Genomic DNA, 20449 nt, shown 5'->3' with positions numbered 1-20449 from the left:
ATTCACAGATCATAATTGTGCTTTGCGGTTAAACCACAGCCACTCCACCAGCCATCAGGTTGGAGTAATCCTCGTAATTGGGCAACTTGCTCTAGAGTCATTAAATAAACCCAAGCCCGACTATAAGAGAGCGACTGTGGTTCATAAACCTCGATAATTTGCCGATTATAGAGGTTTTCTGGTGGTTGTCTAGTGGGCTGGTAATTTTCCAGCACATCTAGCTCATTTAAAATTCTTGGGTTGGGAAAAGAAAGTAAATATCCGTAAACTTTGCTATTTCCCAGCGTCATTGCTGGGTAGCCCATTGGCAGAGCAAACAATTTACCTTCTACAAAAACTCTTTTGACATCAATTACTTTGGCAGCACAGTATTTTTTATAGTTAGCTTCACCTGGTTTGAGTGTGCCGTAGACAAAAACCCGCACCAAATCAGAAAATTTTATATTTGATTCAACCATCTAAACCTTCATCAAATGACTGTTGCCATACCTGAAACACTAGCAGTTCAGGCATAATTTGGCTGATGCTCAATTATATAAATCTGTGATTAGTTGACCTACAATATAGGTTAACCTAAGAGGTTGACATAGCAGGTTAACCTAGACAGACCCATTAGGAGAATTTTTTGGTGGATTCCCGATATAACCCAGCAGCGATTGAGGAAAAATGGCAGAAAACATGGTTAGAACTTGGCTTAGATAAAACACCTTCAGCTAGCAACAAGCCAAAATTCTACGCTTTATCCATGTTCCCTTACCCATCGGGCAGCCTACACATGGGTCACGTCCGTAATTATACCATTACTGACGTGATTGCCCGCCTCAAGCGAATGCAAGGGTATCGGGTAATACACCCAATGGGTTGGGATGCCTTTGGCTTACCAGCAGAAAATGCCGCCATTGACCGTGGTGTACCGCCAGCAAAGTGGACTTATCAGAATATTGCCCAGATGCGGCAGCAATTGCAACGTCTTGGTTTATCAATTGATTGGGAATGTGAACTAGCTACTTGTTCACCAGATTATTACAAGTGGACGCAATGGATTTTCTTGCAGTTTTTGGAAGCAGGGTTAGCTTACCAAAAAGAAGCAGCCGTAAACTGGGACCCCATTGACCAAACTGTATTAGCAAATGAGCAAGTTGATAATGAAGGACGTTCCTGGCGCAGCGGTGCAATAGTTGAGCGCAAATTGTTACGGCAGTGGTTTTTTAAGATTACTGACTATGCCGAAGAATTACTCAATGACTTGGATAAGTTGACAGGTTGGCCAGAACGGGTCAAATTGATGCAGGCAAACTGGATTGGTAAATCCACAGGCGCTTATTTAGAATTTCCCATTATCGGGATAGATGAAAAAATCGCCGTGTATACCACGCGACCAGATACCGTTTATGGTGTCAGTTATTTAGTATTAGCACCAGAACATCCCTTAACAAATCGCGTCACCACAAAAGAACAACAAGCGGCGGTAGAAGTCTTTATTAAAGAGGTTTCTAATCAAAGTGAGTTGGAACGTACTTCTGAAGACAAACCTAAGCGAGGTATCCCCACCGGTGGGGTGGCAATTAACCCGTTTACAGGGCAAGAAGTGCCTATTTGGATTGCTGACTATGTACTGTATGAGTATGGTACTGGGGCAGTGATGGGTGTACCCGCACACGATGTCCGAGATTTTAAGTTTGCTAAAAATTACGATTTACCAATTAATTTTGTCATCGCTTCCCCAGATGATGTTGCAGGTTTTGACTTAACTCCAACATCAGAGATTGATGGAATCACACAACTTGTCGAAGTTGACTATAAGCAGGCATACACTGAACCAGGAATTTTAATTAATTCTGGGGCTTTTACGGGTATAGCTTCCACAGACGCTAAACCAGCCATAATTGAATACGCCGAAAAACAAGGTTTTGGTAAAGTGCGGGTGCAATATCGCCTGCGGGATTGGTTAATTTCCCGGCAGCGTTACTGGGGCGCACCGATACCTGTAATTCACTGTCCCAACTGTGGAATAGTGCCAGTACCTGACAAAGATTTGCCAGTCCAGTTGCCAGAAGAGGTGGAATTTACTGGACGAGGGGGTTCACCTTTGACTCAGTTAGAAAGCTGGGTAAATGTGCCTTGTCCAACTTGCGGCACTCCAGCGAAGCGGGAAACTGACACGATGGATACTTTTATTGATTCCTCGTGGTATTTCTTGCGCTTCCCTGATGCTAAAAATGAACAGCAGGTTTTCGATTCCAGTAAAGTAAACGACTGGATGCCAGTGAATCAGTATGTAGGTGGGATTGAACACGCGATTTTACATTTGTTGTATTCGCGGTTCTTTACTAAAGTACTCCGGGACAGAGGGTTACTGAATTTTGATGAACCCTTCCAACGTCTGTTAACTCAAGGGATGGTACAGGGTTTAACTTACCTAAATCCCAATAAGGGCGGTAAGGATAAATGGATTCCTTCTAATCTGGTCAATTCTGCTGACCCTCGTGACCCTCAGACAGGCGAACCTTTGCAACGTCTCTACGCCACCATGTCTAAATCAAAGGGCAACGGTGTCGCGCCAGAAGATGTAATTTCCAAATATGGTATAGACACAGCAAGGATGTTCATCTTGTTCAAAGCGCCGCCAGAAAAAGACCTGGAATGGGATGAAGCCGATGTGGAAGGACAATTCCGCTTTTTAAATCGGGTTTGGCGTTTGGTGACGGATTATATTACGGCTGGGGTATCCCGTAAAAAAGCTCAACTATCTGATTTAACTAAGGCTGAAAAAGAATTGCGGCGGACGATTCACACGGCTATTCAAGCGGTGACGGAAGATGTGGAAGACGAATATCAATTCAACACAGCTATTTCCGAATTGATGAAGTTGAGTAATGCCCTAAGTGATGCCGACAAAAATTCACCAATTTACGCAGAAGGTATTCGGACTTTGGTGATGTTACTCGCACCCTTTGCACCACATATTGCTGATGAATTGTGGCATTTGTTGGGTGAAAGTGATTCAATTCACACTCAAACTTGGCCATCATTTGACCCGGTTGCTTTGGTAGCTGATGAAATCACTTTAGTTATTCAAGTTATGGGCAAAACTCGCGGCGCGATTCAAGTACCAGCACAAGCGGATAAAGCAGCGTTGGAGAAATACGCCCGTGAATCAGAAATTGCCCAGCGTTACATCGAAGGCAAAGAGATTAAAAAGGTAATTGTAGTGCCTGGAAAGTTGGTGAATTTTGTAGTTAGCTAAGTACAGCTTTGCCTAAAATCGTGGTGAATTGAGGGTTTAAATTTAAACGCAAAGTAGCGCAAAGGGAAGCGCAGAGGTACGCAGAGAATTTGCTACGAATTAATTAAATGTTGTAGTTAGCAATCGATAAAATTGTAAATATAGCCTGACCAAACATCAAAGGATTTATATCCGTGACACTCAAAGAGTTAGAACAACAACTTCTTGCCCTCAGACAAGCGTGAAAAATTGCAGGTCATACAGTTACTTGCTCAAAACCTCGGCAACAATTGGCAAGGAATTGAGAAAACTCCTAGAGTCTTTGGTGGAGAGGCTCGTATCGCTAAAACTCGTATTCCTGTCTGGGTACTTGTGGAAGCTAGCCGCCTTGGATATAGCGATACTGACCTTTTGATGAGCTATCCAACTATTACAGCTACAGATTTAGCCAATGCTTGGGTATAGGCAGAAGCTCATCTTGATGAAATCGAATTGGCAATTGAGCGTAATGAGGTAGCCTAGATGAGCAGTTTCCATTTTCAGTTGTGGAATTATTACGCGCTTTGGGGCATGATGTTTTGACAGTTCAAGATGCAGAAAATGCAGACCAAGGTATACCTGATAAGGAAGTACTAGCATTTGCTGTAAGTCAAGAACGCTCGATATTACAGCGAATTGCAATCAAACGTGCCACAACTAAAAGCAATACTGGGCTTTGTTTTAGGATTTATTTTTGTGGTGGGTTTGATCGAGAACGGCTGTAAGTATCAACAGAGTTGATTTTATCCGTTTGCATCGTCGTGATTCTAACCACTTCGGTATTATTGTTTGTACGAACAATCGTAATTGGGGAAAGTTTGCATCACGAATAGATGAGGCTGTGACAGCAGAACATGCGTTGCAAGGAAAACTAATTCGTGTGGTACGTCCAGTCACTTAAAACTATTTTGATGGAATGCACGGATGTTAAAACCATCAAAAATCTGTTTCAAGAAGTATTGAAACAGTAGTTTTCTCTCTGGTATATGTATATTTAAAAACATCTGTATTATCGTTCAAAGAGTTAAACTGTTTTATTTATACACGAAAAAGCGCTTGAGAGTTTTGCTCACTCAAGCGCTTCCCCGTAAAAGCTTATACCAACTCACTTGTTTGATGCAACATTTGAAATCTGCAACACCCCCTTATCAGGGAGTATTGCGGGGATAACTTGTGACAAACATTTGGTGAAATGGTATCACTCCTTGCACTAACTAAGAATATCTCTTTTACAAGAAAATCGGGGATCTGGTGAGTGACAGTTTATGAACTGAACACTAGTTAAAAACGACTCACCATGAATGGTAACTAACGAAACTAAGCACAATTGTAGCAAGTTTGTAAGTATAGTATAAAAACTTATAGTTGATTAGCGTAGGCATAGGCATCACCTGTCTTTGAGTAAAGCTTCAAAATGTGCAGCAATTAGCAGCATAAATATCTCAAATTTAGCAGCAAATAAACTGGAAGGTATCAGTGAAAAATCGCCATCAAGTAAGCCTGAGATGGCTTATATATCCGCATGAAAGCGATTTAGACTGCAATAAAATCATCATCTCCTCAATAGATAGAGGTATTCTTTAAAGAATGGCAACCGAAGAAAAAATCTTCTACCCAAGCAGATTGAAAACTTTTGGTTGGGTATCTTTTATCTCTTAGCAAACGATGACATCTAACTCTTCCGCATAGTGTAGGCGGTTACTTCCTTGGTTGAAGCAAAACACAGCTTTTTCACCGACGATTTCCACGATATTTAAATCGATTTCGCATATTTCTATCAAAACAACTCAGGCCGATGATGGGGAAGATTTAAGAATTTATAATATCTATACCTAAAATTGGGAGAGCTTAAATGGACGCTTCAGCCTCAGCTATTTTAGCTACTCCCCTACTAGCACACGCCTTAACCTGGTGTCTAAGTGTATGGTAAAATTGCCTGGAACAGAGGTTTTATTTGAGTTGGAGTCTCGTATAAATTGCAAAGGTCAAGCTGACCGATCATTAAACTCCACGATACTTTTCCTATGGATTTGGAAAATATACAACAAGACTGGTGGCGATCTGAGTGTAATTTGTAGATGAATATCTAAAATTTGCTACCAGACTAAACCAATTTCCCACAATTTTGACTTTTATTTGACTTTTAGGATAGACACATGAACGATAAGCTGATGCTAATGATTCCAGGCCCAACACCGGTGCCAGAAGCTGCTTTACTGGCATTAGCCAAGCATCCCATTGGGCACCGTACCAGTGAATTTAGCAATATATTGGCAGAGGTGACGGAAAACCTGAAGTGGTTGCACCAAACTCAAAGTGATGTGCTGACACTGAATGTCAGTGGTACGGGTGCTGTAGAAGCTGGAATAATTAATTTTCTCTCTCCAGGCGATCGCATTTTAGTTGGCTCTAATGGTAAATTTGGCGAACGCTGGGTAGAAGTTGGTCAAGCCTACGGTTTGAATGTAGAAGAAGTTAAGGTGGAATGGGGAAAACCCTTAGACCCCGCAGTATTTGCCGAAAAACTCCAAGCAGATACTCAAAAGCAAATTAAAGCTGTAATCATCACCCACAGCGAAACCTCGACAGGTGTGTTGAATGACCTAGAAAGCATCAACCGCCACGTTAAAGAACACGGTGAAGCTTTGATTATCGTTGATGCCGTCACAAGCTTGGGTGCATTCAATCTCCCGGTAGATGCTTGGGGTTTGGATATAGTCGCCTCCGGTTCTCAAAAAGGTTATATGATTCCGCCGGGATTGGGTTTTGTCTCTGTCAGCCCCAAGGCTTGGGAAGCTTACAAAACTGCAAAGCTACCAAAATATTATTTGGACTTAGGCAAATATCGCAAAGCCACAGCCAAAAATACAACTCCATTTACTCCACCCGTAAACTTGATCGTAGCGTTACACACCACGTTGCGAATGATGAAAGAGGAAGGATTAGAGTCAATATTTGCTCGACATGAACGGCTGAAAAATGCTACCCGCGCCGCCATTCAAGGGTTGAATTTGCCCCTATTTGCAGCAGATAGTTCCGCTAGTCCGGCGATTACGGCTGTAGCACCACAGGGAATTGAATCGGATAAGATTCGGTCATTGATGAAAAAACGCTTTGATATTGCCCTTGCAGGTGGTCAAGACCATTTGAGTAATAAGATTTTCCGCATTGGTCACTTGGGCTTTGTGAGCGATCGCGATATCCTTAGCTGTATAGCATCCTTAGAAGTTACCCTAACAGAACTTGGGTACAAAGACTTCACCCCTGGTTCTGGTATAGCAGCAGCAGTTAAAGTGTTTAGTCAGTCCTACTAAATCAAAAGAGCGAGTTAAATTATCAACTCGCTCTTTTGATTTGTTGTATATAAATAAGTAGAAACCAGCAGAGTTAATAAACCTATATATCAACCTTTGTACAAGGTAGAGTTGATGTGACATACTTTTATTCTCTTAAATGATACCAACTTGCCCTAGATAGTATTATTTGCTTCCGAGAGAGTCACACAGCTTATTTGACACCAAACAATACCAACTTTGGCAACTTAGTACGATCCAGAATTTGCATAACATAGTATTGTTTGAGATTCCGGTAACAGCCTTTTGATAGAGACTTTTAATCCAAAACCCAAAATTGGCATAAATTATGCCGTCTCCAGCCAATCATAAATTTGTTCTAACTGTTCTAGAGTAATCAAACCATACTGCCAAAGAATCATTGCCAAAGGGCCTGGATCTTGTTCCCGATGGCGCAGTGCAACCGCCAGCGATGCTGTGGAAATTGCCAAATCTTCTTGCAAAAAATGAATCAGTCGAGAATATTTTGATGGTGACATTTGGATCTCACCTCCTTGTGCAGAATGTATTGTCATATATCAGTTCACCATTGCTCGGTAGCCAGTAGCCAGTATTTCATCTGTCACTGTGCCGTTATTGGCTATACACCCCAGCACAGTTTTTGGATTTGCCTTTAAGAGAGGCTTGTCATCTGCTCAATTATCAAGCAGCATTTTTACTTAATTCAATGACTCCATCTTGTTTACTTGTGTACTTGATTTAATTACATAAGTAGTAACAAAGATTCCTAACCTATACTCTCTTATTGGCGACTATTTACACTTACGCCGAAGGGAATATTTTTGCAACCAAACCTCAAGTTCGGGATTTCAGATTGGAGACAGTAAAATTTTACATTATTACCACAGTTTTTAAATAGTAGCGTTACAGATGACTTTTTGCTACAACACGTGACATTTTTTACAGAAAAAACATAGTTCTAGGTAGTATACTGTCTGAACAGAGCAACTATCCAAATCTTTATCCTTGAAAAGTGGCTAAGTCTCAGAACTTAATTTTGACAATATCGCCCACTTTCAACTTCAATTCGGCAGCTCTTCCAGAGCGAAGTTCAATTACCTTATCGATTGGTGTGTTGGGGCCATAAGTGGGACAAGGTTCACTCGCACAAGGAGGTGCAGCAGATTGGATATATTTAACTACACCGTTCTGTAAAAATACCATATCTAAGGCTACAGGTACATTTTTCATCCAGAAACTAACTGGTTGTGGTGAGGCGAACCCAAATAGCATTCCTCGGTCATCTGGCAAAGCTGGTCGATACATTAACCCCATTTGTTGCTGTTGTGGTGTCTTCGCCACTTCTAGCTGAATAGTTGTGCCATTAGGAAGAATGGCTTTCGCAGAAATTGGTAGTTTTTGCCCTAAACTCGCTGGGGCTGGAGGTTTAGAATCAGGCGTGGGGGTTGGAGGTTTAGCTGTCGTTGGTACAGAACAGCCCATCAATAAAACACTCAGCAACATTGAGAATAAACCTAGCCAACGATTCATAATTATTTTTGATTTTGTAATTTAGATTTCAATTTTACAGAATTTAAGCTAGAAAGCTCACGTTTTTATTTGTCTGGTAAGCTAACGCGCCTACATATTGCACTATTTTCCGTGTAGACCGTCATTAGTCATTTGTGTTTATCAAGGACAAAGGACAAATGACAAAGGACAACCTCACCAGTTGATGTGCAATCTTATTTACGTAACAGCTTAATACACAGCCGTTTTCAGGCTCCAATTAACTAGACAATGGCCTTAAGCCCATTGTCTAAGGTAGGCCAACTTTCGCCATCTCTACTAGGATTCTCTTAAAACGTACCCTACGCCGCGCACTGTCTGAATTAGGCGCTTTTGACCTTCATCTTCGATTTTGAGGCGCAGGTAGCGGATGTACACTTCAATGACATTCGACTCACCCAGAAAGTCATAACCCCAAACATTTTCTAAAATTTGTTCGCGGGTTAACACCTCACGGGGATGTTCCATTAAGAATTTTAATAGTTCAAATTCTTTCATTGTCAAGTCAATTGCCCGGCCGCCGTGGATAGCACGGCGACTTGCGATGTCTAAAATAAGATCCCCAAAGCGTAATTGCTCCGTGGTATCCACATCGGGTTTTAAGTAGAGGCGAATTAACTTCAAAAAGTCTTCTGAGCGGTAAGGTTTGAGGATGTAATCATCCGCTCCTGCTTCTAGACAAGCTACACGATCGTCAACGGTATCCCTTGCCATTAAAATCAACACAGGCGATCGCATACCAGTGCTTCTCAGATTTTTACACAATGAGAGTCCTGATTCTCCTGCTAGCATCCGGTCTAAAACAATTAAAGCAGGTTGGCGATCGCGACAGTATTGCAAACCACTGGTCGCATCATTAGCCAATATCGATTCATAGCCAGCTTCTTGCAAATCGCAAGCAAGCTGATTTGCTAGGCTCTCATCGGTTTCAATCACCAAAACACAGGGACTTGGAGCAACTGTCATAACAATTTGGGATATTGGATTTGGGATTGTAAAGATGTTCCAGAGAAAATCTTTACATCAGTTATAAAGTGCAATTAGGAGTTTTTAACGATGAAGCAATCCTGATTTGACGCACGGCTAAGAATCTTTTAGCACGTTCAGGTGTCAGCAATCTAATTCTCGGATGCAATCTTAATAACTAACTCCAAATACCATCCCTATACCAGTAATTCTGGACGGAAATCAGTAAATTGGGAATTGGGAATTGGGAATTGGAAGAGGACAAGGAGAATTGGGGACAAGGGGAAAGACTTGTTTCAAGTTCTCACCTCTTGTCCCCTTGTCCCCCTATTCCCCATTTCCCATTCCCAATGCCCAATCATTACGGTAATTCTACCGAAGTTGGTTTGGCAATATGTGGTAAACCCCAACCTAATTTTTCTCGTAAAATTCGGAAAAACTCAGGCGGTTGCAGGCGAATAAATCGGACACTATATTGCGATCGCTCCATATATACTCTATCTTCTGGTAGGACATAACACCCTCCATTACCATCCACCACCATCACTAGCCGAGGAATGTTGACTGGATAAATGTTGACCGATTCAGTATCTGGAAATACTAATGCTCTAGAAGCTAGAGAATGGGGACAAATGGGTACTAGCTGTAAAACAGGTACACCAGGAGTCACCACTGGACCACCAGCACTCAATGAGTAAGCTGTAGAACCTGTAGGCGTAGAAACAATCACACCATCCGCCGCAATATCTACTGGTGCATGACGACCTATGGCAATTTCAAAATGGCACATAGAGGTCAAAGGTTCTCGGTGCAAAACCATTTCATTCAAGCAGAGAGCTTCCCACAGCACTGCTTCTCCCCGAAATACTTTGACGGTGAGCATGGCTCGTTCTTCAATTTCATACTCACCATTCATTGCCTGTTCTAGTGCTTGGGGCAATTGATTCAGGAAAGTTTCTGTCAAAAATCCCATGTGGCCGGTATTCACTGTTAGTAGTGGAATACCACAGGGGGCTACCTGACGAGACGCTGCTAAAACAGTGCCGTCTCCCCCTAACACGACTGCAAACTCCATATCTGAGTCAAAACCAGGGGGCGTTAGACCGTCAATGGGGGTGTGGCATACAGGACTATCTGGATTAGAGTAGCCCAATATTCCACCGATACTTGATGTGATACACACATCCCAACCGGCTGCGGTTAGCTTGTCTTTCAACTCGATAGCGACACGACCCGCTATCGGTTTAACGTCATTGTAGATAATGCCTGCTTTCGGCACACTCAAATATCCAAGTTTAGGCGATGCTTTGTATTATTTGACACTCCCTAGCCTGAAAGCATGAGGATTCTTGGTTCATTGATACACCTTTAAACTGCCTAGCCTTTCGGCATTACTTAAACCAAAAACCCGTTCAATTGAACCAAGTTTTGAGCCTAATTTAGACAGCCCCAGAGGGCTTATCTCCCCAAGCTTTAGAGGATTTCTCCCCTTGTTTCCGTGTGCCCCACGGTACGCTTAATTAACAAGTTTTTGACTTTTCTGGTATGGGTGAGCGTTTGCTACCCCAGCTATGTTTATCGTGGTTTTCGCCGCCCACTAACCATTATTATTTCCTAGCCAGTCGTATTGGGGTTGGTTATCCATTTGTGCTAGCGGTTATTCTACCTGTGATATTGTTTGATTATACCAATCACCGGAAACTTTCAAGACAAATTTAGAGAATTAAAGTCGTCCTAGAAGGACAGGGCTTTTACCTAAGTTTTCGATAATCTTTACACATTTTTGGTCATGTAGCCTGAAGTCAAATATCCAGAGTGTAGAGTTTCATGACTAATGTATCTTCTCTAATTACTATTGACTATTGGCTTTTGAAGACTGTTTAAAAGGAGTTTTTTTAGGTTTCTGCTTTTTATTTTTATTTTTCTGGTAGTCTACCTCTTTGAGCTTCTTCATGATCCGGCTGAAATACTCTTGGAGATAGCTTTCTAGAGTTGTGGTTTGTTGCGGATCTAAGCCAAAAACTGTATATACTTCATCCATTGAGGCATTTAGCTGTTTACCACTAGCCAATACTTCTGTAAACGCTAGCCTGTCGGCTACGTTCCATCCCCACTGAAAAGACCGCATTAAGCCCCGCACAGCACGCAGTACGCTGATTGGCATCCGCGTTACCCTGGCATCTTTTCCAGATAAGCGTTCGCACAGGTTGATGATTTCTTCTGCACTCCATGCACGAGTACCAACTACAGGAAAAGCTTGGTTTTCCGTTTCGGGCACACTCAATGCACGGATTGCAAACTTAGCAATGTCTTGAGTATCCATATAGGCAATGGGAGAAGAATTACCTGTCACCCAAACTGGCTGTGCTTCCAAAATGGGAATCCCATATTGACCGATTAACCCTTGCATAAAACCAGCTAGCCGCAAGATGGTATAATTCAAGCCTGACTCAGCTAAGAATAGTTCTGTACAACGCTTAATTTCCATTAGCGGTACTTCTGGGTATTTATCCGCATCCAAAATTGAAAAGAAGATAAAGCGCTCTACACCTGCTGCTTTTGCTGCTTGAATTAATGCTACTTTGCCCTCCCAGTCCACTTGCTTGATACTCAGTGAATCTGTAGGACGAGATGTTGACGCATCAATAACTTGGGTTACACCAACTAAAGCTGCCGCTAGGGTATCGGGGTAACGTAAATTTCCTGGTACAAGTTCTGCACCCCATTCTTTGAGAAAAGCTGCTTTTTTACTACTCCGCACGAGGCAGCGTACTTTATATCCCTCATCGATTGCCCGACGAGCCACTTGTCTTCCTAAGGTGCCAGTGGCACCGACGATTAATAATGTCATGAGGTTTGTAATAAATTTTAATGTTTTATGAAAAGAATGTTATCAGAATAACCTATGTAAACAAAAGTTTACATCTTTTCTAAGAAAATCGTTTGTTATGGAAAAATTCATGGGAAAATTGCTGTCCGGTAAACGGACAAGCTTTTTTCCCAGTTAGCGAAAAGTATGAACGCCACCTTGGGGCGAACAGAACTTTTCAAGGCAGAGAAAAACCTCTTCCCTCTTAATAGTCAATACCAAAGAAGAATTCAGAATTCAGAAGCCAGAATCCAGAATGGATTCTGTGCGACTGGATGGAGAATCGAAGTTTAAAGCCCCGATTTTAATCGTGGAGAAGAAAAAATTCTTTCCGATTGTTACCCCTGACTTGACTGCTGGGGTATTCTGAATTCTGAATTCTGTCTTCTGACTCCTTCTCATCGTAGAAGTTATTCTTCTCCGCCTTGAATTTTCAGTAACAATGCGCCTAAGCCCCAGCCCACGAAGATTAAACCGAAGGACAATATAGCTGCATTCAAAATTTCGCCGCCCATTGGTGTGATTCTCCTTATGCAAATTAGTGTGTGTAAACTAGGTCTAGCAGAAGCTTTTCAATAGTTACTGTAGGATTAGACCTGTGTAAATAATTTTAAACTAGTTTAGCAAGTAATCCCTACTGGTTTGGGGGGCAATCCCTACTGTAGAACGGGAAATGAGGGGGATGGGGAAAATTTTAATGATAATAATTATGAATAAATTTTATGTATCAAAATAATCAAGGTGATTTAGTGAATTTTAGCAAAAAGAATCGCCCACGTTTGGCGCTGACGCTGGGAGATCCGGGGGGTATTGGGCCGGAGGTGATTTTAAAAGCTTTAGCAGAACCGGAAATTAGTAAAAAATACGACGTAACAGTGGTGGGTAATGGGGATTTGCTGGCACAGACCTATCACAAATTGAATTTAATCAAGAATTTAGCACCTTTGGCAAATCCAGAAGAGTTGTCTGTCTGTGATGTGCAATTGGATGGAGAAATTAAAGGTCAAATTATTCCCGGAATAGGTAATGCGGCCAGTGGTGCGGCTAGTTTTGCCTATATGGAATATGCGATCGCACAAACACTCGCTGGTAAATTTGATGGGATAGTCACGGGGCCGATCGCTAAATCTGCTTGGAAAGCGGCAGGATATAATTATCCAGGGCAAACGGAACTTTTGGCACACAAGTCAGGTGTTGACCGTTTTGGAATGTTATTTGTAGCGCGATCACCGCATACTGGCTGGACACTCCGCGCTTTACTTGCCACTACACATATTCCCCTCCGTCAAGTAGCCAATACATTGACACCACAGTTGTTAACACAGAAATTGGATTTGCTGGTGGAGTGTTTGGAGAAAGATTTTGGGATAGAAAATGGGAGAATTGCGATCGCGGGTTTAAATCCCCACAGTGGCGAACAGGGGCAACTTGGACATGAAGAACAGGATTGGTTAATTCCCTGGTTAGAGCAAGAACGGCAAAATAGACCAAAATTACAACTAGATGGGCCAATACCGCCAGATACGATGTGGGTTAAACCTGGTCAAGCTTGGTATGGAAATTCTTTAGTTCAAAATCCTGCTGATGGCTACTTGGCACTTTATCACGACCAAGGCTTAATTCCTGTGAAGTTGATGGCCTTTGATCGGGCAGTTAATACTTCTATTGGTCTTCCTTTCGTTCGGACTTCACCCGATCATGGAACAGCGTTTGATATTGCAGGTAAGGGAATTGCTGATGCTACGAGTATGAAGGCAGCAATACATTTAGCGGCTGAGTTGGTGAGTCAAAGGTTGGCGGCGAGAAAACTATGAATTATTTCATAATTTATAACTAGATTTGTCCAAAGAATCATGGAAGTCCAACCAAGAGAAATTAGGAATTATCTGACAGTAGATGGAAAAAATATTTTTGATGAGTGGCTTGATTCTCTGCGAGATAGAAGAGCAAAAGCTAAAATAAGAGCCAGACTTGACCGAGTTGAAGATGGTAATTTAGGTGATTGTAAGTCAGTTGGAGAAGGTGTTTTTGAATTGAGAATCGACTATGGGCCAGGCTACCGCATATACTTTGGACAAGAAGGTATAACAATTATTATTCTTTTATGTGGTGGAGATAAAAGCACTCAGAAACAAGATGTTGATAAAGCTCAGGAATATTGGAAAGACTATAGGAGTAGAGATAATGCCTAGAAGTGCAAGCTATCACGAAGGACTAGTTAAACATCTCCAAGATCCATTAGAAGCAGCATCTTATATCGAAGTAGTTCTAGAAGAGAGCGATCCTAAAATGTTAGGAAAAGCACTCAAGAATGTAATTGAGGCACAGGGTGGAATTGAGCAGTTTCCAGCACCAGTTAAGCAATCCTATGAGCAACTTGATTTGATGTTATCTCAGCAAGGAGAAATTGAATTTTATTGTCTGAGGAAAGTACTGGATGCATTGGGATTACAGCTAGCAGTAACAGTGAAGTCAGCATGAGGTGATTTTTTAAGGATAGTTTAAATCGCTCAGTCTTATACCTTCCCAATTTATTTTTACAATTTATAAATCGCCTCTCAAAGTTATTTACTAATTTCGAGGGAAGCTATTTTGCATATCCCAGTCATTCACTAGTTGTTTGTCTGGTTTTTTTGTTTCCTCATGTTGGAAGCTGTCATTTAACAGTATATATAAAAATTCTAATTTATTACTTTAACTCTTTGACTCTTTGACTTTATCATCGAACCTATTTACTAGCTTCAAGTAAAGGTGATTTATAAATACCAGCCATCTGTTTTTCGGACGGCTGGTATTTATTTTTGTGCTTTTGTGGTTAGAGAAATAATAGGCTAACGCCTAGAGTGAATGAAATAAATAAAGAGTTGTACTCCAATAGTCGTGGAGTGGAATCGACTTTAAATATCTTTTCTAGAACACTTCGCGCTGAAGAAATAAAGAATAGGCTAACCCCTAAAAGTATATGAAGAAAATAAATAAAGAGTTGTACTCCAATAGTCGTGGAGTGGAATCGACTTTAAATATCTTTTCTAGAACGCTTCGCGCTGAGGGTAGGTGTAATTAGTTTGATTTGCAGAGTTGAAATTTTCAGGAGTTAATAATGAATTCAGTTGAAACTGTTGGATATGTTCGTACCGATCTTCAAAGTCTTCATGATTGGACTCATCATCAATTTGGCATGAAGTCAATGTCTTCTAGTCGGGTTGCTTTTGATCGAACTCACAAATGGTTTGGATATGAGGTAATACTACTAAAGCCTAATGCAAAAATTAATCCAGGCAATTGGGATGAGAGGGTTAATCGACTTGGCGATCGCATTTTTCCAGGATGGAATTGTGCCTTACTCTGCCATTATCGTCCAGGTGGTGGCATGATAGAACACTGCGACCACTCCGTTTTTGAACCTCTGGTAGTATTAGTCAATATTGGACGTGCTACTTTCCGCATTGGTAAAGACGAATATCACAAAGAGGAATATCACCTTGAAGATGGTCAGGTTATCCAGTTTGATTCTAGTATTCTCCATGAACTACTTCCGGTTGTATCTGATCGCTGGTCTTTGTCCTTTCGCCGGATTAAGCCATAGTTTCTACAGTTCTAAACTTATGTAATCCTTTTCATGTAAGGATTATGGGACTGTTCTTATATCGCTGATGTCACTCTATATTAAATCTTTGTAACTTGCGCTCCCATCGGAAATACAAACTTTCTCCATCCACCTCGTCTGTCTCTTCACTTTCATCAATGAGGTCTTGGTTTTTCTCCTCTAATTCGCGCATATACTGCCTGAGTATACCCCCAACAGCGATCGCTCTACTTTTATGCAGTTGACGGGTTAACTCTAAAAACCATTCTCCATTACCCACCAAATCTGACTCTTTTACCTGATACTTGAGAATTTCTGGAATAAGTAGTGATGGGTTATGATGTTTAGCGATCGCGCTAGTATGAACAACAGGCTGGTAATCAATCCGTAAGCACTGTTGCCATAACGCTACCCATTTGGCATGAGATAGATAGCCATGACTGAAATACGAAGGCGGCACCATTGCCAAAATATGTAAATGCGGATGTGCTGAGACTCCATCTTTACCTTTGGTAACTTCTGTAGACTTCACCCAACCTTTCGCAGGCCATGCTTTCAATTCAGTCAATCGCTTAAAAGCTTTATTTATCGAATCCAAGTTTTCCCTAAGTTCCTCAATCTGGCAATTTTTTACAGTCAAGGTGACAAATAGCCAACGGTACTTGGGGTAATCAGTGACAACCTGTGGGAGAATTTTGTAAGCTCTTGCTTTCCACATTAGCGATCGCCGCCACTGACAAACCGGACAGTGACGAACTCTACAAAATCGGGCATCGGATAACTTTAACTTGAGAATACCTTCCGATTCGTCTGGTAATAATTGAAATTTCAGCAACTCGGAACATATTTTCATCCGCCAAGCATACTGGTGAAAATAATGTTCGTCTGCTTTGGCGTAATAATACAAAACTTTATCAGTATTAGCTCTGTGCTTATCCCAAATTTTCCCTATAGGCGAAACTTCGGATAAACTTTGTAAGTTTTGATTTTTCTGAAACTTATCTTGAGACGATATATTAAAAGCAATAAAGTTGCTGTCTGAGGCTTGAACAGACACGAAATCACCAAATCAGTTTGTATTAACGCCCCAAACTAACGCAAGTTATACGGTCAAGCCTCAGTAAAAGTATTTAAGTAAACAATAAGACTAATGCTGACTCAGATGAGTCATTTTTTGTTATAAACTACTCCTAAAATCGCAAAGCTCAGGAACTAGTATTTTCGTCGGGTGCTTCAAACTTATAACCATAGCCCCGCACAGTTTTAATAAACTCTGGTACGCTAGGATCGACTTCCATTTTCTTGCGAAGCTGACCAATATGTACGTCAACCACCCGGCCATCCCCTACGTAGTCGCAACCCCAGATTTTTTGGATTAACTGTGGGCGACTCCAAGCCTGATTAGGATGACTTGCCAAAAAATGTAAAATATTGAATTCCAGTGCTGTTAAAGCGAGAAGCTTATCGTTTAATATTACCTCCCGTCCCTCTGGGTTAATTACTAGCTGCTTGAAAATAATTCGTTGTGTTGGCGAAGGGTTGATGTAGCGTATCCGCCTCAAAAGAGCTTCTATTCTAACTTCTACTTCTGCAAGACTAAATGGTTTAGTCATGAAATCATCAGCACCTGCACTCAAGATTTTAATTTTATCAGCTTCATCAGTCCTACTAGTCAGTATCAGCACTAAAACATTAGTACGACTCTGCATTTCTTGACAAAGGCTATAACCATTAACATCTGGCAAATTCCAATCCAGAATTACTAAGGCTGGGTTGAATTGCTCAAACATCGATAAGGCAGTCTTACCATCTGCTGCTGCCTCTATTTGATATTTCCGACTCAAAAAACGATGAACGAGATTTCTCACGCCGAAGTCGTCATCAACAATCAGAATTTTAGGAGTAGTAGCGGTAATCATAACCATAATGCTGCCTATTGTAGATTGGGCGATTCGCTGTTGTCCCAGTTTTGCTGTACGTGTTTCTGTTGAGAGTGGATTTACGCGCGTCTCTGCTGAGTACGATCGCTACTGTAGTACTTGTATACAATTAATTCTCCATGAAGTTTATGAAAACTTCAGCCACCGTAATGCTGATAAATTGTATGATTTTTGTATGATTTTTGTATAATTTTGAATTTACATTGTATAATTATTGACTTTAATACTTAAGATAAGTGTAATGTGAGACAATTTTTATAATCAAAAATAGTCTAGAGAGACACCAGACGCTACGGCAGTTTCCTACAATTTTGGAAAAGCAATGTACTCCCTGATTAATTAGTGATTCGTAAAGGCCCACAAACTAAGCCATAAGCCTATTTAGATTCTACCCAATCCTACTTGAACTAACTAGTATCTGCTCCTGAAGAGGGACTACGAAAATTCACTCTACGTGCATTTACATGTAGCTACCCTTTTAAGCATATACTATACTACAAATTTCAGCCTGAGACTATGACAAGCCAAGGACTCAGAGCATCACCAGAAGGTATAAGGGCAGCAAAAACAGCTTTAACAGACAAAACTTGGAGTCAGCATAAATTAGCAATAGCTTTAGGCATTACACGTCAACCAGTTTCCAAATTTTTTGCAGGTGAGTCAGTTTCCCGATCTTGTTTTGTGCAAATTTGCCAACAGCTAGGGTTGTCTTGGCAAAAGGTTGCTGGTTTACCTGAAAATGTGGCGTTTGAGGTAACTACTAAGACGCAAATCAAAGGTACTGACCTTGATACACTGGTGCGGGAAGTGCGTCAAAAGCGCCAAGAGAAAATCCAAGACCAATGCAATACTGTGCAAATGTTGGACATTTCCCAGACAGTCCAACTGATGGATATTTACACCAATACTAACGTCTTAGAGGAGATAGTAAGCCTGCAATGGCAAGAAATTTCTGACCTGTTGAAAGACTTGAAATCTGAATCAGCCTTTAATCAACTTGGAGGATACAACCGTCAGAGAAGATTACCAGGGTTGGAAGCAGTATTAAGGCACTCAAAACTGATGGTGCTGGGTAAACCAGGGTCAGGTAAAACTATATTTTTACAATATCTAGCGATTGAGTGTAACAAAAGCGATTTTCAGCCAAACCGCATCGCAACTTTTATTAGGATGAAAGAATTTGCTGAAGATGTCAAAAATGATAGTGAATTCAATCTATTAAACTACATCATCCAAGATTTTATCAATTGCGGTGTTGAAAAGGAATCAACTAAAACTCTTCTGACAGAAGGAAAACTGCTGATTTTGCTAGATGGATTAGATGAAGTGCCAGCAGAAAAGGCAGAACAATTAACAATCGAAATTCGGAGACTTACCCAAACTTTTTACAAAAATAAGTTTGTTATTAGCTGTCGGATTGCTGCCCAGAAATATAGATTTCAGGGATTTACTGAAGTTGAGTTAGAAGACTTTGACCAAGGACAAATAGAATTTTTTGCCAAAAATTGGTTTGTTGGAGTTGCTCTTAAGTCTAAAGAAGATGGGGAAGCAATAGGAAATTTATTTATTAATCAGCTTCATCTACCAGAAAATCAGCATATCCGAGAATTGGCCGTCACTCCCTTACTGCTGCATTTGATTTGCTTAGTGTTTCAAGTAAAAAATCAATTTCCCGTAAATCCAGCCAAGTTATATGAGCAAGCACTGAACATTTTGTTGGTCAGATGGGATGAAGTCAGAGGAATTAAACGCGATCGCGTTGCTTATAATTTGACTCTAGCAAGTAAGAAAAAACTGATTTTTCAACTTGCAGCTATCACTTTTGAGCAAAAAAAATACTTTTTTGAGCAAGAAAATATCCTGCAACTTATTGCTGACTATCTTGAACCCATACAAAATCTTAACTCCGATGCAACTGAATGCCAGTTAGATAATGAAACACTGCTAAAAGCAATTGAGGTACAGAATGGGTTATTGGTGGAAAGGGCACGGGGAATTTACTCTTTTTCTCATCTGACATTTCAAGAGTATTTCACGGCTCGAAAAATTGTTGAAAGTTACCAAGACTATGATTGTAACAATCTCGTCAATCATATAACTGAAAGGCACTGGCGGCAAGTATTTTTACTAACTGTTAGTATGTTGCCAAATGCTAACGGAATACTACAGTTGATGAAACAAAAAGTTGATTTGCTATTGGCTGACGACGAAAAATTACAGTATTTTTTAACCTGGCTGCATCAAAAATCTAGTTCAGTTTCTAGTAGTTACAAAGCAGCAGGTGTTCGTGCTTTTTATCTCGTTTGCGTTGAGCGAAGCTCTTGCATTTGCAGTAGACATAATGCTTTTGTCTATACCTCTGGTTATGACCTTGAGTGCGCTCTTGTAGGTAACATCACCTTTAATGCAGAGCTTGTATTAGATGAGTTTTTATTCAGTACTGTTGCCTGTATTCACGATCTTGACTTTGCCTTTGAGCATACCCTCAACGATGCCCTCGATCATGCTTATGCCCTTGTTATTGCCTTTGATAAAGCTATTGAGGTTGTTGTTGATCTTAAATTTAAGCAAGTGTTGCAAGAACTCAAGAAACAATTACCAAAAATAGATAGTAATCCAGAGCAGTTTAGGGACTGGTGGAAAGCTAAAAGTAAAATTTGGGGTGAACAATTAAGAGATATGCTAATTAAGCATCGCCATATTGGTTATGATTGGCAGTTCAACGAACAGCAAAAAGAATTGCTCCAAAAATATTATTATGGTAATAAATTACTAGTTGATTGCCTCAATATTGCGGCTGATGTAACTCCAATAGTGCGGCACGAGATTGAAGAAACATTATTATTAGCGATCGCAGATATTGAAAAACTACGTAATTCCTCTAATATTCGCTGAATACTTTTAATTTTTAGACGATTTTGGATAGGATAATTTTAAACATTTTATTAAAATTACTATAAA

General features: G+C 40.7%; 20 protein-coding genes. 11 read left to right on the top strand and 9 right to left on the bottom strand.

Going from position 1 to position 20449, the window contains the following annotated elements:
• Window positions 1–2: 2 nt before the first annotated feature.
• Window positions 3–458 carry a gamma-glutamylcyclotransferase gene (locus GJB62_RS19475; RefSeq protein WP_114082964.1) on the bottom strand — a complete coding sequence of 152 codons (456 nt, stop codon included), beginning with the start codon at window positions 456–458 and terminating at the stop codon, window positions 3–5.
• Window positions 459–628: 170 nt separating this feature from the next.
• On the opposite strand from GJB62_RS19475, the gene leuS reads away from it, so the two are divergent.
• From leuS to GJB62_RS19455, 5 genes are all read left to right on the top strand, one after another.
• On the top strand, window positions 629–3247 hold the full coding sequence (gene leuS / locus GJB62_RS19470; RefSeq protein WP_114082963.1) for a leucine--tRNA ligase: 2619 nt from the start codon (window positions 629–631) through the stop codon (window positions 3245–3247).
• 204 nt (window positions 3248–3451) lie between these two features.
• On the top strand, window positions 3452–3691 hold the full coding sequence (locus tag GJB62_RS19465) for a DUF433 domain-containing protein (RefSeq protein WP_309472815.1): 240 nt from the start codon (window positions 3452–3454) through the stop codon (window positions 3689–3691).
• A gap of 80 nt (window positions 3692–3771) precedes the next feature.
• Window positions 3772–3990 (top strand): DUF5615 family PIN-like protein, encoded by a 219-nt coding sequence (locus tag GJB62_RS38200; RefSeq protein WP_306297073.1) that lies wholly within the window; start codon window positions 3772–3774, stop codon window positions 3988–3990.
• Between the two features lie 26 nt (window positions 3991–4016).
• Window positions 4017–4166, top strand: a complete 150-nt coding sequence (locus GJB62_RS38195; protein ID WP_348537522.1) for a hypothetical protein — start codon at window positions 4017–4019, stop codon at window positions 4164–4166.
• Window positions 4167–5421: 1255 nt separating this feature from the next.
• A complete protein-coding gene (locus GJB62_RS19455; protein ID WP_114082962.1) occupies window positions 5422–6579 on the top strand; it encodes an alanine--glyoxylate aminotransferase family protein in 1158 nt (385 codons plus the stop codon).
• A 326-nt stretch (window positions 6580–6905) separates the two neighbouring features.
• Here GJB62_RS19455 and GJB62_RS19450 read toward each other — a convergent pair whose 3' ends face one another.
• The 6 genes from GJB62_RS19450 to GJB62_RS19425 all read right to left on the bottom strand — a co-directional run bounded on the left by GJB62_RS19450 (window position 6906) and on the right by GJB62_RS19425 (window position 12477).
• Window positions 6906–7133 (bottom strand): DUF2949 domain-containing protein, encoded by a 228-nt coding sequence (locus GJB62_RS19450; protein WP_012410503.1) that lies wholly within the window; start codon window positions 7131–7133, stop codon window positions 6906–6908.
• A gap of 469 nt (window positions 7134–7602) precedes the next feature.
• A complete protein-coding gene (locus GJB62_RS19445) occupies window positions 7603–8109 on the bottom strand; it encodes a DUF192 domain-containing protein (protein WP_114082961.1) in 507 nt (168 codons plus the stop codon).
• Window positions 8110–8406: 297 nt separating this feature from the next.
• A complete protein-coding gene (nblR, locus tag GJB62_RS19440; RefSeq protein WP_114082960.1) occupies window positions 8407–9093 on the bottom strand; it encodes a response regulator transcription factor NblR in 687 nt (228 codons plus the stop codon).
• Window positions 9094–9454: 361 nt separating this feature from the next.
• Window positions 9455–10372 (bottom strand): NAD(+) kinase, encoded by a 918-nt coding sequence (locus GJB62_RS19435; protein ID WP_114082959.1) that lies wholly within the window; start codon window positions 10370–10372, stop codon window positions 9455–9457.
• 573 nt (window positions 10373–10945) lie between these two features.
• The gene (locus tag GJB62_RS19430) at window positions 10946–11944 is read right to left on the bottom strand and encodes an SDR family oxidoreductase (RefSeq protein ID WP_114082958.1); all 999 of its coding nucleotides are present in this window, start codon (window positions 11942–11944) and stop codon (window positions 10946–10948) included.
• A 428-nt stretch (window positions 11945–12372) separates the two neighbouring features.
• Complete coding sequence (locus GJB62_RS19425) at window positions 12373–12477, bottom strand: PetM family cytochrome b6-f complex subunit 7 (RefSeq protein WP_012410508.1); 105 nt, start codon at window positions 12475–12477, stop codon at window positions 12373–12375.
• Window positions 12478–12684: 207 nt separating this feature from the next.
• On the opposite strand from GJB62_RS19425, the gene pdxA reads away from it, so the two are divergent.
• From pdxA to GJB62_RS19405, 4 genes are all read left to right on the top strand, one after another.
• Window positions 12685–13776 carry a 4-hydroxythreonine-4-phosphate dehydrogenase PdxA gene (gene pdxA / locus GJB62_RS19420; protein WP_114082957.1) on the top strand — a complete coding sequence of 364 codons (1092 nt, stop codon included), beginning with the start codon at window positions 12685–12687 and terminating at the stop codon, window positions 13774–13776.
• A gap of 39 nt (window positions 13777–13815) precedes the next feature.
• Window positions 13816–14154 (top strand): type II toxin-antitoxin system RelE/ParE family toxin, encoded by a 339-nt coding sequence (locus GJB62_RS19415; protein WP_114082956.1) that lies wholly within the window; start codon window positions 13816–13818, stop codon window positions 14152–14154.
• Window positions 14147–14443, top strand: coding sequence for a hypothetical protein (locus tag GJB62_RS19410; RefSeq protein ID WP_114082955.1), 297 nt, complete (start codon window positions 14147–14149; stop codon window positions 14441–14443). Before GJB62_RS19415 ends, GJB62_RS19410 begins: the two co-directional genes overlap by 8 nt.
• A gap of 619 nt (window positions 14444–15062) precedes the next feature.
• A complete protein-coding gene (locus tag GJB62_RS19405; RefSeq protein ID WP_114082954.1) occupies window positions 15063–15548 on the top strand; it encodes a hypothetical protein in 486 nt (161 codons plus the stop codon).
• 70 nt (window positions 15549–15618) lie between these two features.
• Here the strand turns inward: GJB62_RS19405 and GJB62_RS19400 are convergent, their stop codons facing one another.
• On the bottom strand, window positions 15619–16605 hold the full coding sequence (locus GJB62_RS19400; protein WP_114082953.1) for a protein rep: 987 nt from the start codon (window positions 16603–16605) through the stop codon (window positions 15619–15621).
• A gap of 148 nt (window positions 16606–16753) precedes the next feature.
• Window positions 16754–17473, bottom strand: a complete 720-nt coding sequence (locus GJB62_RS19395; RefSeq protein ID WP_114082952.1) for a response regulator transcription factor — start codon at window positions 17471–17473, stop codon at window positions 16754–16756.
• A gap of 1 nt (window position 17474) precedes the next feature.
• Here GJB62_RS19395 and GJB62_RS19390 point away from each other — a divergent pair, with 1 nt between their 5' ends.
• Together GJB62_RS19390 and GJB62_RS19385 are read left to right on the top strand one after the other, a co-directional pair.
• Window positions 17475–17678, top strand: coding sequence for a hypothetical protein (locus GJB62_RS19390; protein WP_114082951.1), 204 nt, complete (start codon window positions 17475–17477; stop codon window positions 17676–17678).
• Between the two features lie 326 nt (window positions 17679–18004).
• Entirely contained in the window at window positions 18005–20383 is a 2379-nt protein-coding gene (locus tag GJB62_RS19385; protein ID WP_114082950.1) for an NACHT domain-containing NTPase, read from the top strand.
• Window positions 20384–20449: the final 66 nt, after the last annotated feature.

Origin of the sequence: Nostoc sp. ATCC 53789 (genome assembly GCF_009873495.1) — a bacterium.
In the GTDB taxonomy this organism is placed as follows: Bacteria; Cyanobacteriota; Cyanobacteriia; order Cyanobacteriales; family Nostocaceae; genus Nostoc; species Nostoc muscorum_A.
This window is presented reverse-complemented; position numbering and strand designations above follow the sequence as displayed.